Raw genomic sequence first — 14,946 nt, 5'->3', positions numbered from 1 at the left:
GAACAAGGCCAGCAGGACTTCCACGCTCGGGTGGGCACCGGCGTGGTGGGCGAGTCCGGCGAAGGGGGTGTCGACGCCGATGGCCAGGACCTTGTCGTGCCGGTCGGCGAGGTGGCCGGCGGCGCGGGCGGCTTCGCCGGAAAGCTGCCGCCAGGTGTCGGGCTGCCAGAAGGGGCGGCGGGTGTCGTAGGGCAGGGTGATCACCTGGCCGTTGAGACCCTCGACGACGTGGCGGGCGTAGCGGAGGTCGTCCTCGTTGTAGCCCCAGGTGGCGGGGCCGGGTTCGGGGACCGCGAGGTACGGGGTGAAGGCGCCGGCGCGCGCGCTCAGGTGGTGGTGGCGGCGGGCCAGGGTGGCCAGGAGGGTCTTGGTCTGGCGGCCGATGCCGTTGGTGTTGTTGGCGATGCCGTTCACGGCGCAGTACAGCAGGGCGTTGGTCGTGGACAACGAGGGCTCTCCTTCTGTCAGCCGGCGGCGTAGAGGTCTTCCGGGTTCGGGCGCCAGATCTTCGACTTCGTCGGTGCTGGCTTCATCCCGTGGGCGATCAGCAGGCCGGTCAGGTGCTGGTAGGCGGCTTCCGCCTCGGGTTCGGTGGCGGCGAAGAGGGTGTAGTTGTCCGTCATCCGCACGACCGCGCATCCGCTCAGCTGCTGGTCGACGGGGGTCATCCGGAGGTTGGTCAGCATCGGGCTCAGGCCGCTGCCCGGGGCGAGTGGGTCGGGCAACGCGGTCAGGACGCGGCGCAGGAGAGCGAGCACATGGCCGTCGTGGACGAAGCGGGCGACGGAGGCGACCGCGTCCTCCAGGGCGACGCCGCGGCTGGCGGTGGCGACGTCGATGTCCGCGACCCAGGTCAGGCCCGCGTGTAGGTGGCGTGCGGCTGCGGCGACCGCGAGGGGCCGGCCGGCACGTCGGTGCCAGCCGAACATCCAGGGTGGGTAGGCGTCCCGCTCCAGGACGGGCTCGATCGCGTTGCGCAGCGCTCGGTGGACGATCCGGTCAGCGACCGTGGGGATGGTGACGGTGTGCCGCTTGCCCCAGGCTTCGAACTCCTCGATGCGCAGCGGGCCAGGCCGCCACGATCCGTCGGACAGGGCGGCGGACAGCGCCTCGAGACGGGCGGGCATGTCCTGCCGGAAGGACTTCCAGGTCACGCCGTCGGCGCCAGGTGAGCCGGTGCGCCCCATGCACTGGCGGGCGGCCCGTTTCAGCGCTCGCTCGCTGACGGCCTGCCGCATCAGCGAGTGCGCCGCTGTCCGCCCACTCACCCGGCCACGCCGGTGGCGCCCAGGAACGCTCGGGCGACGGCCGCCGGGGTATGGGCGGCCACCTGCCGCGGCCCCGCGGCGGAGGCCGCGCGGTAGCCGGTCGGGTCCTCGAGCAGGCCCATGACGGCCTCCCACAGGAGGCCGGGCCCGCTCTCCAGGGTGGTCATCCGCCCGGCGGGCCCGGTGAGGGCCGGCAGGTGTCCGAGTGCGTAGCCAACCACCGGCGTACCCACCGACAGGGCCTCCGCGGCGACGTTCCCGAACGTCTCCGGGCTGGTCGAGGAGACAACCGTGACAGCCGCCCCCGCGAGGAAGCCCGGAACCTCCTGCCAGGGGATGGCCGGAAGGATCTCGACATCGGGCAGGTCGGCGGCCAGGGCCCGGCACTCGGTGACCACGTCGTTCTGCATGCCTGACCAGTACTCGAATCCGGCCTCGGCCAGCACGATCTGCACCGGCCTGCTCAGCCCGGCCGGGTACGCCTTCAGCAGTTCGGCGATGCCCTTGTGCGGCTCGGCCCGGGCCACGATCCGCACCGGCCCGTGCTGGCGCAACACCTCCCGCTCGTCCGGCGCCGGAGGGATGAGCGTGTGCATGAGGGCGTTGGGGACGACCGCCCAGGTACTGGAGTCCACGCCCTCACGGGCCAGTTCTTCGAGCATGAAGTAGCTGACCGTCAGGACCCGGTCCGGGCGGTGTTCCAGGCTGCGGTGGAGGGGGGCGTCGGTGCGTGGGACGTGCACCATCAGCGCGGTGGCCGTCTGGGCCGGGGCCGGGCTGAGGTAGCCCAGCCCCCAGACCACGTCCACCCAGCACACCAGGTCCACCGCGTAGCCGGTCAGAAGCGCGCAGACCTCCTCCTCCACGGGTGCGGGATCGGCCAGGAGAGCGGTGAGATTCTCCTCCAGTGCGGGTCGGGGCAGGGTCAGGCTGGTCAGGCGGAGCAGATCCTCGCCGTCGTCGGCGGTGGCTGGTCCGGCGGCGATGATCAGGGCCCGGTGGCCGAGTTCGCGCAGGCCGGCGGCGAGGGCGGCGATGCTGCGCTCGATACCGGCGGGCTCGTCGGGGTTGTGGGTGAGCAGGACGAGGGCGACGTTCACGAGGCGTCTCCACGGGTCGGCGGGGTGGGGCCGGTGTCTCGGACGGGTCGCAGCCCGATGCCCGGCGAGGCGATGCCGGGCGGGACGTCGTTGGCATGGGCGCACTCGGCGTACTGGGCCAGGGAGTGGTAGGAGCCGCCGCGCAGCAGGGCGACGCGGTCACGGCGCCAGGGGGCGGTGGTCCATTCCCAGACGTTGCCGCCGACGTCCCACAGACCGTCCGGGGTGCGGCCGGCCGGATGGGTCCGGACCGGTGTGGGGTGGCCGGGGCCGAGGCCACGCAGGTTGGCGTGGTCTCGGCCGGGAGTGTCGTTCCCCCAGGGGAAGCGGCGGACCGCGCCGGAGGCCATCCACTCCCATTCGACGGACGTCGGCATCCGTGCTCCGAGCCGGTGGGCGAGCTGGGCGGCGTGGGGCAGCGTCAGGCCGGTGATCGGAACCCCGGCGATCGTCAGGGGCGTCGCCGCCCACCAGAGGGTGGCCACCTCCCGGGCGGGGTGCCACTCCCCGGCCGGGACGCGGCCGCCGGACAGGAGGATCCACTCCACCGGATCCACTTCAGCCGCTACCGTGGAGGCGTCCCGGACAGCAGGTACGTTCCCCGGAGGAAGAACCGGTCCGCTCACCAGCACACGCGGGCTTGCCTCCGGCGAAAGACGGCCCTGTCCGGGCGCTCGGCCGCTCACCGCTGCCCAGCCCCTGCTGCCGCGAGCAGCTGGCTGCCGAGGGCGCCCCTGTCGGCGAAAGCGCCACTGAGGCTGTGGCTCAGGGTGCGGGCCTGGTCCTGACGAACACCCCGCATGCTCATGCACAGGTGCGCGCCGTCGGCGACCACCCCGACATCGGCCGATCCGGTCGCTTTGGACACGTCCGCGGCGACGCCGTCGACGATCCGCTCCTGGAGCTGAAGACGGTGCGCGTGGGCGTCGACGATCCGGGCGAACTTCGACAGGCCGAGCACGCTGCCGCAGGGCCGGTAGCCGATCGTCAACTCCAGCCTCATGGGCATCAGATGATGCTCGCACAGGCTCCAGGCGACGATGCCCCGCACGATGACGACGCGATCGGTGCCGGCGGGCAGGTCTTCCTCGAAGACGGTGTCCGTGCGGCCGGGGTCGTGGTCGAGGAACTCCGTCCACCAGCGGGCGAACCGCTGCGGGGTGCCCCGCAGTCCCTCGCGCTCGGGGTCTTCACCCACTGCTTCCAGGAGTTGCCGGCACAGGTCGGCGACCCGCTCGCCGTCTACGCGCGGCCGCGGGATCGGGTGGTCCAGACTCGTCATCAGGCGCTGACCTTCGTCTCGGTCCGTGCACCAGCACGGAGGACGGAAGCGGCATTCGGGCCCTCGTGCAGGAGCAAGTCCAAGGCGCTCAGGCCCGGCCGCCAGCCCGGCGCGCTGCCGTAGGGGGAATGGGAGTACGTGGCGACCTCGACCGTGATGGCGTGCTCGGCCAACAGAAGGTGGTCGAGGTAGCCCAGCGCGCCGGTCCCCACCCGCAGGCGCGTCGCGCCCCGCTCGCGGCACAGGCCCACGAGCATGTCGGTCTGCCGCCCGGCCGGGGGCCGATCGCTGGTGCGGACCATCGCCACGGGCAGGCCGAACGCGTCGAGCAACAGCCGCAGCAGCGCCTCGTTCAGGCCCGCCAGGTGGGTCCACGGTGTCTGGTAGATGGCTTCGAGAGCCTCCCGGTGCTCGGGCCAGTACGGGGCGCGCCCGTAGGTCTGGGTCAGGCTGCGCCAGTGCCGCCCGGCCCACGCGTCATCGGCGATCCGGGTGTCGGCGATGCTCTGTCCGAAGCGGCGACGCACGGGCACGGTGATCCTGACCGGGCCCGCGGCCCCCCGAATGTAGTTGCGGTTCTGCCAGCCTCGTTCGCTGAACTGCACATGGTCCAGCAGGACCAGTTCATCAGCGTCGGCCAGCCGCGAGAAGTAGCCGGGCCACGGCAGGTAGGCCGGCTGGTGGGCGACCAGGACGCCGCCCATCAGCACGACATCCGGTAAGCCACGAACGCCTCCGCCCGTTCGGCGCCGCATGCCGCGCCGGTCGCGGAGTCGATGGCCCGGATCCGCTCGAGGGACCGCGGGTGGTCGCCCTCACGAAGCTCGCGGGTGTAGCACTCCAGCGCCTTGTCCTTCACCGCCGCCGTGGAGGTGACGTCGACCCACACGGAGGGGCGCGAACCCTCCCGGCTCCAGGCATGGTCCTCCGGGCCGTGGAAGCCGAGAACCATTCGGGGCCAATGACGCAGGGCTCCGCTGGGCCGCGCCGCGGCGTAGGCGGCCTGGTGGACGACCTGGTGGTCCTGGTGGACGGCTCCCGCGGCCGGGATGAGGAGCGCGGCCGGTTCCAGCGCGGTCAGGGACAGCTCCGGGCCGGCCTCGATGAGTCGGACCAGTTCCGCGACGTGACCAGCGAGGTCGCGGGCGGGGGCGGCATCGCTGAAGGCGATGCGGCGGCCGGTGACCCCGAGGACATCGCAGGCCGCGTGGAATTCCTCCTGCCGCAGCCGGCTGTCGGTGGGGGTGCCCCACCGGGGCTGGGTCAGGCATGCCACCGCCAGGACGTGTACGGCGATTCCGGCGGAGGTGAGGCGAGCGATGGTGCCGCCGGCGCCGAGGGTTTCGTCGTCGGGGTGTGGGGCGACGGCCAGAACGCGGTCGCCGGGTTTCAGGCCGAACATGGGCCTGCCTCCTCTTGATCCGTGGAAGGGGGACGGGCTGGGGCGGAGCCGCTCAGGCACGGGTCGTCGGCGGCATGGAACTGCTACGGAGAGCGGTGAGCGGGGGCAGGGCTTCGATGCGGCCGTGCTCCGGCTCGGGCTCCCACGGGAAGTGGACCCAGTCGGCGACGTCCCAGCCCCAGCTGCCGAGCGGGTAGTCGCAGCCCTCGTTGCGGCAGAGCACGGCCGTACGGAGCACGGACGGGCTAATCGTGGTGGTGAGCACGTCCGCGACCGCGCGCAGGGTCGCCCCCGCGCCGCAGATGTCGTCGACGACCAGCAGCGGGGCCGAGGCCGACAGCGTGGCGAGGGCGTCCTGGTTGTGTTCGTCGTCGAGGAGGACCCGGCCGGTGGCAGCCTGCTGGATGCCCTCGGGCTCGTTGTGACGGGCCCGGACGACGACGGCGGGGACGCCGAGCTGTCCGGCCACGGTCTCGGCCAGACGGACACCGCCGCGGGCGATGCCCAGGACGGCTGCCGGGCGGTGCTCGGCCTCCTGGTCCGCGATCAGGCGCGCCGCGGCGAGGAACTCGCCCGGGGTGAGCTGCCAGACGCGGCGGTTCTCGAAGATGCGGGTGGTCACGGCCAGCTCCAGGAGTCGAGGACGGCGTGGATCTCTGCGTGGCGTTCCATCGGGTCGGTGATCAGGCGCGTCCTGGTCACCGGGACCGGACCCAGTACCTCGGCGTAAGAGGGCTCCATCAGCAGCAGGGCCTCGCAGGAGGGGAAACGGGCCAGATGCCGGCGCAGGACCTCGGGCGCCGTCCCGGCCAGGACGCGTGCCCGCTCCTCGGTCATGGGCTGCTCGTATGTGGAGACCAGCGCGTCGGCGGTGACCAGCCCGTGCAGGGCGGACAGCACCAGGACCCGGTTGCGCAACCCGCCGTGCCCGGCGACCCTGTCGCGGATGAGCGGGACGACCCACCCCTCGTACAAGTCGAGCGCGGGAATCGGGTCGGTGGTCACCCGCTTCTCCTTGCAGCACGCCACGACCACGACCCCGCCCGGGCCATCGTGTTCAGCGGCCACGTTCGTCACCCCACAGCAGCACGTGCAGACGGGTGCCGAGGCGGTAGCCCCGCTCGCGTACCAGGGGCTCCAGCGTGCGCATCCCCGTGAGGATCACCTCCGGGTCCGTGCCCTCCGGCATCACGGAGATGTCGTTCAGCGCGTAGGCCGCTTCCAGCGCGGCGACCTCCGCCAGCTCGGCCGGGTCGGAGACGACGAACTTGAAGCGCGCCCGGCCGGTGGTGACGAAGGCCCGCAGAGCGTCGGGACGAAGCCGCCGCGTCTCCACCATGGCCGCCCCGAACCGGGACAGCTTCGGAGAGACGTTGAAGTACGGTCCGGCCGCGACCAGGGCCTCGGAGGGGGCGATGGTGCCGTTCGTCTCGATCTCCACCGCCCGGCCGGCGGCCCGCAACCCTTTGACCAGCTCGGTCAGACCGGCCAGCTGGATCAGCGGTTCGCCGCCGGTGATGACCACCAGGTCCTCGGGCTGGTCCAAGGCCCACGCGAGGAGTTCCTCGACGCGCTGGTAGGGCGCCTCCTTGCGGAGGTCGTACCGCGTGTGGTCCCAGGTGTAGGGGGTGTCGCACGGTGAGCAGACCAGGTTGCACAACGCGAGACGGATGAAGCACGCGGGGACCCCGGTGCTGGGTCCCTCGCCCTGGACCGTGCCGCCGAACTTCTCCGAGACCCGGAGGCGTAAGCGGGGGCGCTGCAGGGTGCTCATGCCGGACCTCCCACGTACTCGGCCCAGCTGGTCTCCGTCTCCGAGACCCGCACACACGTGCCGCTCCAGCCGGCGCCTCCCATGGCTCGGTCCGCCAGCCACTGGGAGAAGTGCCGGGCCAGGTTCTCCGAGGTCGGATTCAACCCGGGGATCACCTCGTTCAGCACCCTGCCGTGCATGGCGCTGCGGAGGTAATTCCGCAGCAGCACGGGGACGTCCCCGAGCCGGGGGACGGCGGAGACGGGCACGCTGAGCACGTAGGAGTGGCCGTGCAGACGCCCGCACGGATGTCCGTCGCGCAGCCCGTGCAGCTGGTGCGACGCCTCGAAGGCGGCGAACGCGGCTGACGGGAGGGGCTGCGGTCTCCCGGTGCGGACCCGGACCTCTTCCAGCACGGAGGCGACCTCGGCCGGCAGGTGGTTGCGCGCCCACCCGAGGAGGTGCTCGGCGATCCCCTCGTTGGAGGCGTCGTTGACGGCATTGTTGAGGATTTGGTGGTCCAGAGTGCCGTCGATGTACCGCTTGAGGGGAGCCAGGTCGCCGAAGTCGACGACGAAACCCTCCGGACTGAGTATCGAGGAGGACAACACGCTCTCCGCGGTGAACGAGTGGCCGTCGTAGGTGCCGTCGTCGAGCCGCCGCGTGGCCTCGAAGCGGAAGCTTTTCCCGATCCGGAAGAGGGGCGGGGTACTGGTCATCCGGCGGTCCCCTTCGGCGCCGCCGCGTAGCGGGTGGGGTCGGCAACCCCGGCCTCGTTGAACGCCTCCCGGCGCTCCACGCAGGTTCCGCAGGCACCGCAGTGCGTCTCGCCGCCCTCGTAGCACGACCAGGTGAGTTCGAAGGGCACGCTCAGACGGGCGCCCTCACGCACGATGTCGGCCTTGGTGAGTTTCAGGAACGGAGCGATGAGCTGGAAATCGGCTACGACGTGTCCTTCGTTGCCGGCCTTCATGGACGCTTCGATGAGAGTGAAGAACTCCGGCCGGCAGTCCGGGTAGACCGCGTGGTCCCCGGAGTGTGCGCCGAACGCCACGGCGTCCGCCCCCGCCGCGACCGCGGCGCCGGCCGCGATCTCCAGCATGATCGCGTTCCGGTTCGGAACGACCGTGCTGCGCATGGTCTCGGCGCGGTAGTGACCGTGCGGCACATCGATGGCCGGGTCGGTCAGGGCGGAGCCGGCCAGGATCCGGCCCAGCGACGTCAGGTCGACGATGTCGTGGGACACGCCGAGCAGGTCTGCGAGGTTCGCGGCGTGGGCCAACTCCTTGACGTGGCGCTGCCCGTAGTTGAACGACAGCAGGCTCACGGCGACGCCCTCATCGCACAGCTTGTAGGCCGTCACGGCGCTGTCCAAACCGCCGGAGAAGATGAGCACCGCGTGACGCGGTGCGACAGTTCGAGGCATAGGTGTGCCCTTCCGAGGCCCCCCGGACTGTGTCCGAGGCATTGAATTTTGTGGACCTGGGTCTGCCGCCGGACAGAAATCCGCCAGCTGTGTGAGCGAGGCCGGACCAGTTCCGCCATCGCCTGGTGACAGTGAGCCCGAAGCGGGCAGGATGAGGCACCGGTGAGCCGCACTCACTCACGCAACTCACGAACTCGCCTACGGGGGCTTCATATGACAGGTCAGGAGCACCCGTCGCCGTTCGCGGCCGAGCTGACCCACTTCCGGAAGTTGCGCGCCCTTACCAAGGCGGAAGTGGCCCGCCGACTGCACATCTCGCCGTCGTACATGAGCCACCTCGAATCCGACAGGGAGCGAGGCTCCTTGGACCTGGTCCGCCGCCTCGACCAGGAACTCGACGCGGGCGGCAAGATATGGAAGGCGTGGAAGGAGGCTGACGCCGGGGGACGGCCGGTTCAAGAGGCACCTGAGCCCTCGCCATCAACTGGCATCCTCGTTCTGGAAGACACCGCAGCCCTGCGCTACGACGGCTCCGTCTACCACCTGACCATGCATCGGCGCCTCCGCAACACCGGAACGGAGCCGATCACCCGCTACCTCGTCCGCATCGCCGTCGACCGCTACCCCGGCGAACCCGAACGCTCCAACGCGCTCTACCGGAATCATCCTCTGACCTGGGAAGAACTCCAGCTTCAAGCGCACTGTGGTGACGAGCAGATGGGGCATGTGGTCAAGCACGACCGCGATGCCTTCAAGGAGGTCTGGCTCGAATTCGCGAACACGCACTCCCGTTTCCCCCTCTACCCGGGCCAGGAAGCCGGAATTACCTATAGCTATTCGGTCACCGCCGACAAATGGGGCCCCTGGTTCCAGCGAGCCGTCCGGTTGCCCACCCGCGAGCTCACCGTCAGCTTGTCCTTCCCCACCGCCCTGCAGCCCGCCGTCTGGGGCACCGAGACCTCCCTGAGTGCCAACTTCGCGCCGTTGCGCACACCTCCCACCCAGATCATCGACGCAGAGCACACGGTCTACACCTGGACGACCCTGGACCCACCCCTCCACGCCCGGTACCGAATGGAATGGCGGCTGAAGTCCGCACACCTTCAAGAGAGCGAGCCCGTGAACACCCCCAACCCCAGCGCCCTCATGGCAGCAGCCGGCATCGTCCAAGAAGGCGACATCCTCCTCCAGGCCATCGCCCAGCCCTTCGACCTCCCCGCCGAGGCCGACGAGGCACGACATGTCGTAAGCGAACTCGACGCCGCAATCTCGCGGGTCAAACAACTCCACGACTTTGGCAAGGGCTTGGGCATCGCCGCCCCACAAATCGGCATCGGCCGCGCCGCCGCTGTTGTCGTCCCACCCAGCGACGGATCCACCTCGATCGTGTTGCTCAACCCCACGATCGCGGAGGTCTCGACAGAGACGGACCGTCAGTACGAAGGGTGCCTGTCCTTCTTCGACGTTCGGGGCCTCGTCCCGCGACCACTCCACATCGTCATCGCCCATACGGACATCGACGGAACGCCCCGACTCACCCGGTTCGACCATGGCCTGGCGCGCCTGGTCCTCCATGAGGTCGACCACCTCGCCGGCAAGCTCTACCACTCCCGCATGGAACCCGGAACTCAGCCGATCCCCGTGGAGGAGTACCGCGGCACTGGACGGAACTGGACCTACCAGTGAACCGGTGAGCAGGATCGTGAGGGCGGCCCGGTCAGCGCCGATCGACGGGCGGCTGCCGGGGCGTGCAGTGGTGACTGATCAGGTCAGCCAGCCAGCCAGCCAGCCAGCCAGCCAGCCAGCCAGCCAGCCCAGCCCAGCGCCGCGGTAGTCGTGTCGGCCATTGTGTTTGCCTTCTGGGCAGGGCTACCGGCCCCGGGGGCGCCGTTCGGGAGTTCGGGATGCGGGTCAGGTGGCGCGGGACGGCCCCGGCGCGGGGTGGAGCCCCGGGCTCCGGTGTGGGCTCGACACCAGGCGGCCAGATCTGCAGGAGTGGCCAGAATCCGGTCCGGCCCGGCGGCGACGAGGTCCTCGCGGCTCGCGTAGCCGTACGCGACGGCGATCGTGCTCAGACCGGCGGCGTGGGTGTGGCGGACATCGCTGCCGGTGTCGCCGACGTAGGCGCCCGCCCCGTACCGGGCGCGCAGGTCGCGGAGCTTGTCGGTCTTGCTGCCCGGCTCGTCGCGGGAGAGCAGGATGCGGGGCATCGTCTTCTCGGTGAGGTCACGGGCGAGCAGGGTGTGGACGGTGGTGAGGTCCTCGCTGATCACGAGGGCGGGTGCCACGGCGAGCGTGGCCGGGGGAACGGGACTGCGCACGCCGGTGGCCGCGGCACGGGCCGCGTCACCGAAGATTCCCGGCGGCACCCAGCCCGCCACCGCGTGCCGGGCGCCCTCCGGCGTGCACAGCCGGACGGCGGCCTTGGCCGGGGAGCGGCGCCGCACGCCCGGCCACGGGGCCAGCGCGGAGTTCTCCCGCCCCGGCACGAGACCGTCCACCGTCGGTGGCCGGGGAACGCCCTGCCAGTCGGCCTCGGCCGCCAGGTAGGCGGACAGGACGCCCGGCTCCAGTCGGCCGGTGGATTGCCACCGCTCACGCTGCAGGATGGTGACCGCGACCCCGGCCTCCCGCAGTCCCTGGACATCGCCGGCAGCGAACACCGGCACCAGCACTTCGGCCCCGGCCGGGCCGGGCACCTCCCGGGCGAGCGAGCGCAGCGTCCGGCCGGTCAGCGGCGGGTCGTCCACCAGCAGCACCCGCCGGTCCCCTACCTCCGGCCGCTCCCCGGGCCGCACGCTCGTCAAGCGCACATCCACGCCCGCAGCCTTCAGCTGGGCGGCGACCAGCGGCGCCAGATACGCCCCGCCGGTGCGCAGCCCCGCCACAAGGACCGGCCCGCCCCACTCCCGGGCCTCCAGCCAGACCCGGGCCAGGACGATCGCGTCCTGCCACTCCACCCCCTGCACGGCCAGGGACGCCGGCAGACGTACGAGCGACTCGTCTTTCGGTAACCGGTCGGGGATGTGGTGGTAGTCGGGAGCGAGGAAGGTGTCCTCGCCGGCGGCGAGCCGCATCGCCGCGCGTGAGGTCATCTCCTGCAGGCCCCGCGCTCCCGGCAAGCCGGTGTCGCAGCCGCGGATCCATATCGCGGCCAGCGACTCGTAGCAGCGCAGGACCGGCATCGGCTGCCCCGCCCGGGCCATGAGGTCCCGGGCGAGACGGCCGACGGTGAGCGACCGGATGGCCGTGCCTGCGGTCATGAGGTGGCCTCGCGGCGGGCCACAGCGTGCACCAGGCGGCCCAGCTCGCGGTACGGACTGCGGCTGGAGGCGGCCCACTCCACCGCGAGCGCCTCGGCGAACACCTGCGGCTCGGGGTGCCAGTTCTTCGGGTAGTGGTCGTGGAAGATCCGCACGCCCTGCCAGGGCAGCGGTGTCAGTCCGTTGTCGCGGGCGAGCTGGTCCAGGTGCTCGGGGGTGTCCCCGCGGGTGACGTAGCCGAGGTTGCCCATGCTCGTCGCCTGGCCGCTCTCGATCTGAGCGAGGGCGGAGTCGTACTCACTGCGCAGGGCCTCACGCACCCCGACCGCGAGGGCGTTCTTCGTCAGGATGCTCAGGAGGCCGCCGGGGGCGACGAGCCGAGCGAGGTTGCTGACGGGCTCGGTGGAGTCGGGCAGGTACATCACGACGCCGTGGCAGACGACCGCGTCGAAGACCTCGCCCTCGAAGGGCAGGTCGTAGATGTCGGCCTCGACGAGCCGCACGCGGTCCGCGACGCCGGCTGCGACCAGCTTCTCCTCGGCGCGCCCCAGCATCTCGGCGGAGACCTCCGCGCCCGTGACGTGGTGGCCGGCCGTGGCCAGGCGCAGCAGCATCTCTCCGTCGCCGCAGCCGACGTCCAGGACGCGGGCGGGCTTGTCACCGAGTTCTGTGAGGACGCGATGCGCCACGAGCTCGTGCCGGAGCAGGCCGCGCCCGCCCTCGGAGTAGGCGGCGTAGTCGGTGCCGACGGCGGCGAAGTCGGAGGAGGCAGCGGTCATGGGGTGAACTCCTTCTTGATCTGGGGCCAGTGCTCGACGAGAAATCGGAACGAGGGGTAACGGCCGCCGGAGGCCAGGGTGGCGCCCGTCGGCCCCGAGGGGGTGAACGTGCCGGCGCGGAGGGCCTGGCGGATGCGGACCAGGAGAGGTATTCGTGCCGCCAGCTGCGGCAGCCGGGCGCGGGCCTCGGCGGCCGGGAGCCAGGCCCTCAGCTGGTCGGGGCGCATCTCTTCCCACACCACGATGTCCACGTGCGCGTCACCCACGCGCACGGTGAGGAAGTGCGGCACCGCGGTCGTCCCCGGCGCGGCCCCGCGGTGGCCCAGCGGGGTGACCGTGCCGGGGTAGCCGGTACGCAGGTCGGTGAGGTGGTCGGCGAAGACCGCGCTCAGTTTGCAGGTCAGGCATCCGCAGACCGACCGGACGCTGGTGAGGTCGTCGAGGGTGAAGATCCGCTCAGCCACGTCCGGCTCCGGCGGTCGGGCCGTAGAGCCGGTAGTAGTCGACGACGATGCCCGACTCGCTGAGGATCTCGTTGGTGGCGGCCACGTTGTGGCCCGGGCGCAGCCGCTCGTCCCCGCCGGCCAGGGCCACCGCGCCGACCGCGAGACCGGCCAGGACCAGGTCGACATAGCGGTTGGACAGGGACTCGGCATGGTGGAAGTTGATCGGCATGCCCGTGGCCGAGGACGCAGATGCCGGGACCGTCGGCGAGCTGGTAGCCGGTGCCCAGCACGCCTCGGTCCGGCACGGCGATGCTGCCCTCGCGCAGTTCGTCGAGCGCGAACTCGAAGTTCCGGCTGGTCGTGCTGACCAGGAAAGCTCGCGGAGGCAGGAGTCGTGCTTCCCGAAGACCGAAGCTGCGACTGCCGACGCAGCCGATCACCAGCCGCGGCCGGTGCGCGTACCAGGTCCTCAAGCGACAGGCCCGTAAGGAAGCCCTCCTCGTGCGCGGCGACCAGGCGGGTGATGTCGGAGTCGAACACCGCGACCCGCATCCGCCGGGTCTCCAGGACACGAGCGACCTCGTGCCCGATCCGGCCGAAGCCGAGCACGAGCGCCGGCTGACCCTCGAACTTCTCATCCGGCAGTAGGGGCTGGCGTTGTCGGCGGTGGAAGAACCTGTGGGTTTCGGTGGCGAGTTCGCTCTGGTTCCTGGCCCGGTGAGTGTGCGGCAGCCTGCGTTTGAGGTCGGCGTTGACCAACTCGTCCGGGTTCGGCTCGGGTGAGTACAAGGGCAGGAAGTGCAGCTCGATCTCGTCCTTGTGGCCGGCGAGCCGGGCGAGGAAGCGGTACATAATCTTCGCATCGAAGGACTCGGTGAAGACCATGAAGTGCGTCCCGCCCCTTGGTGCTGATCGCGGACATCGCGTTCACGGAGAACCGGTTCCCGGTGCGGCGGACGACCGGAGTGATGCCCTTGCCTCCCCGGGTGCGGCCGGTGACCTGGTCCGAGCGGATCCCGACCCGGTCGGCGAAGAGGACTTCACCGTTGTCCGCCTTCGCCCTGGCCCGGATCGCCGGCCAGGTCTCCTCGCGCCACAGGCGGGCCGCTTCCGAGTCCTGCTCGACGGCCTGCTTGTCCGGACGCTGGAAGCTTTGCCCCCACCGCTTGAGGTACTTGCCCACTCCAGGCTCGGTGAAGCGGACCTGATACAGCTTGAAAATCAGCTCGCCTATCAGCCGCCGCGTCCACAACTGCCCGGAAAGCCCCAGTTCACAGGGCGTATGATCGAGTACGGCCTGCCGCGCAGCGGCCTACTCGGCCTCGTACAGCACCTGATGCTCGCCCGTGCGGCGGCCTCGCGGCCGCGACAGCGGCGCGTCCCGGCCACCGGCCTGCCACCTCACCCACCAGTTGTCCACGACCCTGACCGACATCCTGAACAAGGCCGCGACCTCTGCCCGGTCCCGGCCCTCCACCAGCGCGGACACCGCCGGCAACCGCACAGCCTCCTGCGCGTCCGGCGACCAGGCCCGCGCATCCCCCCCAGATCACTCACACGCAGTCAACGAGCCTGAACCCAAAGCGTTTTGGATCAATAGTGCGATTCATCCTCTTGGTGAGAGCCATCGCTCAGCGGGCCCGGGTTCTGACGGGTTGGTTGGAGGTGGTGTCCGTCCCCGGCCGCAGAGCGGATCGATCCGGCCAGGGACGGGGTCTCAGGGGTGGCGCACCGGGGTGGTCAGGTGCGTCAGCAGGGCGCGCAGCACGACCGGGTGGGTGTGGACCTCTCCGTCGTGGCGCCGGATCCAGCGCGGGGGGTGTCCCGGCCAGCTGTCCCCGGGCGGCCGGAGGGTGAGGGGAGTGCAGGCCGGTAGGTAACTTCCCGGCGGCCACCCCGGCTCGCCGGAGCCCGGGGGCACCGGCCAGATCCACACCCCTCCCACCGCGGCGATCCAACCCAGCCGCACGCGGGGGCGCTCCTCGAAGTAGCCCAGCGCGCGGATGCCGAGCGTGGCCGGCATGACCACCGCGTCCCAGTCGGGTGGTAGGAGGACGGTGATCGAGACCGGTACCGGCCGGGGTCCGGCCCGTCGCGGGAGGGGAAGGGAGCCGGACCGTGGCCGGAAGTGGCTGGACATGGAGCACTCGCAGAGGGGACGAAGAGGGGCGGGGTTCAGCGCAGCAGGACGGGGAGGGACTGGAGGTCGTTGCCGATGAAGGAGGAC

The 14,946-nt window shown here is 71.1% G+C and carries 19 protein-coding genes and 3 pseudogenes; 2 read left to right on the top strand and 20 right to left on the bottom strand.

Translation table 11 applies throughout. From position 1 onward, the window contains the following. The 12 genes from FNQ90_RS02675 to queC all read right to left on the bottom strand — a co-directional run. Positions 1–447 (bottom strand): hypothetical protein (locus FNQ90_RS02675; RefSeq protein WP_182604765.1); only part of this gene is annotated, 447 nt, incomplete at its 3' end. Between the two features lie 17 nt (positions 448–464). Then, a complete protein-coding gene (locus FNQ90_RS02670) occupies positions 465–1,268 on the bottom strand; it encodes a reverse transcriptase domain-containing protein (RefSeq protein ID WP_182604764.1) in 804 nt (267 codons plus the stop codon). Continuing rightward, positions 1,265–2,368, bottom strand: a complete 1,104-nt coding sequence (locus tag FNQ90_RS02665) for a glycosyltransferase family 4 protein (RefSeq protein WP_182604763.1) — start codon at positions 2,366–2,368, stop codon at positions 1,265–1,267. The genes FNQ90_RS02670 and FNQ90_RS02665 overlap by 4 nt, the downstream gene beginning before the upstream one ends. Further along, the gene (locus tag FNQ90_RS02660) at positions 2,365–2,916 is read right to left on the bottom strand and encodes a formylglycine-generating enzyme family protein (protein ID WP_323379745.1); all 552 of its coding nucleotides are present in this window, start codon (positions 2,914–2,916) and stop codon (positions 2,365–2,367) included. Before FNQ90_RS02660 ends, FNQ90_RS02665 begins: the two co-directional genes overlap by 4 nt. A gap of 134 nt (positions 2,917–3,050) precedes the next feature. Further along, complete coding sequence (gene folE / locus FNQ90_RS02655) at positions 3,051–3,650, bottom strand: GTP cyclohydrolase I (RefSeq protein WP_182604762.1); 600 nt, start codon at positions 3,648–3,650, stop codon at positions 3,051–3,053. Then, positions 3,650–4,405, bottom strand: a complete 756-nt coding sequence (locus tag FNQ90_RS02650) for a WbqC family protein (RefSeq protein WP_228470805.1) — start codon at positions 4,403–4,405, stop codon at positions 3,650–3,652. Before FNQ90_RS02650 ends, folE begins: the two co-directional genes overlap by 1 nt. Further along, complete coding sequence (locus FNQ90_RS02645) at positions 4,354–5,052, bottom strand: PIG-L deacetylase family protein (protein ID WP_182604761.1); 699 nt, start codon at positions 5,050–5,052, stop codon at positions 4,354–4,356. Before FNQ90_RS02645 ends, FNQ90_RS02650 begins: the two co-directional genes overlap by 52 nt. Positions 5,053–5,104: 52 nt before the next feature. Further along, the gene (locus tag FNQ90_RS02640) at positions 5,105–5,674 is read right to left on the bottom strand and encodes a phosphoribosyltransferase (RefSeq protein ID WP_182604760.1); all 570 of its coding nucleotides are present in this window, start codon (positions 5,672–5,674) and stop codon (positions 5,105–5,107) included. After that, positions 5,671–6,120 (bottom strand): DUF6884 domain-containing protein, encoded by a 450-nt coding sequence (locus FNQ90_RS02635; protein WP_182604759.1) that lies wholly within the window; start codon positions 6,118–6,120, stop codon positions 5,671–5,673. Before FNQ90_RS02635 ends, FNQ90_RS02640 begins: the two co-directional genes overlap by 4 nt. After that, on the bottom strand, positions 6,110–6,826 hold the full coding sequence (locus tag FNQ90_RS02630; protein ID WP_182604758.1) for a 7-carboxy-7-deazaguanine synthase QueE: 717 nt from the start codon (positions 6,824–6,826) through the stop codon (positions 6,110–6,112). The genes FNQ90_RS02635 and FNQ90_RS02630 overlap by 11 nt, the downstream gene beginning before the upstream one ends. Further along, positions 6,823–7,524, bottom strand: coding sequence for a 6-pyruvoyl trahydropterin synthase family protein (locus FNQ90_RS02625; protein WP_182604757.1), 702 nt, complete (start codon positions 7,522–7,524; stop codon positions 6,823–6,825). The genes FNQ90_RS02630 and FNQ90_RS02625 overlap by 4 nt, the downstream gene beginning before the upstream one ends. Beyond that, on the bottom strand, positions 7,521–8,231 hold the full coding sequence (queC, locus tag FNQ90_RS02620; protein ID WP_182604756.1) for a 7-cyano-7-deazaguanine synthase QueC: 711 nt from the start codon (positions 8,229–8,231) through the stop codon (positions 7,521–7,523). Before queC ends, FNQ90_RS02625 begins: the two co-directional genes overlap by 4 nt. A gap of 213 nt (positions 8,232–8,444) precedes the next feature. On the opposite strand from queC, the pseudogene FNQ90_RS26970 reads away from it, so the two are divergent. Both FNQ90_RS26970 and FNQ90_RS02615 read left to right on the top strand, forming a co-directional pair. After that, positions 8,445–8,627: pseudogene (locus tag FNQ90_RS26970) on the top strand (helix-turn-helix domain-containing protein); the annotation flags it as partial. Positions 8,628–8,780: 153 nt separating this feature from the next. After that, positions 8,781–9,917 (top strand): peptide deformylase, encoded by a 1,137-nt coding sequence (locus tag FNQ90_RS02615; RefSeq protein WP_228470806.1) that lies wholly within the window; start codon positions 8,781–8,783, stop codon positions 9,915–9,917. Positions 9,918–10,000: 83 nt separating this feature from the next. Here FNQ90_RS02615 and FNQ90_RS02610 read toward each other — a convergent pair whose 3' ends face one another. The 8 genes and pseudogenes from FNQ90_RS02610 to FNQ90_RS02575 all read right to left on the bottom strand — a co-directional run bounded on the left by FNQ90_RS02610 (position 10,001) and on the right by FNQ90_RS02575 (position 14,859). Continuing rightward, entirely contained in the window at positions 10,001–11,494 is a 1,494-nt protein-coding gene (locus FNQ90_RS02610) for a hypothetical protein (RefSeq protein ID WP_182604754.1), read from the bottom strand. After that, entirely contained in the window at positions 11,491–12,273 is a 783-nt protein-coding gene (locus tag FNQ90_RS02605; RefSeq protein ID WP_182604753.1) for a class I SAM-dependent methyltransferase, read from the bottom strand. Before FNQ90_RS02605 ends, FNQ90_RS02610 begins: the two co-directional genes overlap by 4 nt. Beyond that, a complete protein-coding gene (locus FNQ90_RS02600; RefSeq protein ID WP_182604752.1) occupies positions 12,270–12,737 on the bottom strand; it encodes a hypothetical protein in 468 nt (155 codons plus the stop codon). The genes FNQ90_RS02605 and FNQ90_RS02600 overlap by 4 nt, the downstream gene beginning before the upstream one ends. After that, positions 12,730–12,948, bottom strand: a complete 219-nt coding sequence (locus FNQ90_RS02595; protein WP_182604751.1) for a hypothetical protein — start codon at positions 12,946–12,948, stop codon at positions 12,730–12,732. Before FNQ90_RS02595 ends, FNQ90_RS02600 begins: the two co-directional genes overlap by 8 nt. A 290-nt stretch (positions 12,949–13,238) precedes the next feature. Then, positions 13,239–13,571: pseudogene (locus tag FNQ90_RS28760) on the bottom strand (transposase); the annotation flags it as partial. Positions 13,572–13,860: 289 nt separating this feature from the next. After that, positions 13,861–13,971: pseudogene (locus tag FNQ90_RS28755) on the bottom strand (winged helix-turn-helix domain-containing protein); the annotation flags it as partial. A gap of 60 nt (positions 13,972–14,031) precedes the next feature. Then, entirely contained in the window at positions 14,032–14,208 is a 177-nt protein-coding gene (locus FNQ90_RS28750; RefSeq protein WP_456115087.1) for a helix-turn-helix domain-containing protein, read from the bottom strand. A 228-nt stretch (positions 14,209–14,436) separates the two neighbouring features. Next, on the bottom strand, positions 14,437–14,859 hold the full coding sequence (locus FNQ90_RS02575; protein ID WP_228470804.1) for a hypothetical protein: 423 nt from the start codon (positions 14,857–14,859) through the stop codon (positions 14,437–14,439). Between the last annotated feature and the right edge of the window lie 87 nt (positions 14,860–14,946).

Source organism: Streptomyces alkaliphilus (assembly GCF_014141535.1).
GTDB classification, from domain to species: Bacteria; Actinomycetota; Actinomycetes; order Streptomycetales; family Streptomycetaceae; genus Streptomyces; species Streptomyces alkaliphilus.
Note: the sequence above shows the minus strand (reverse complement) of the source record. Positions and strands in the feature narration are given on the sequence as shown.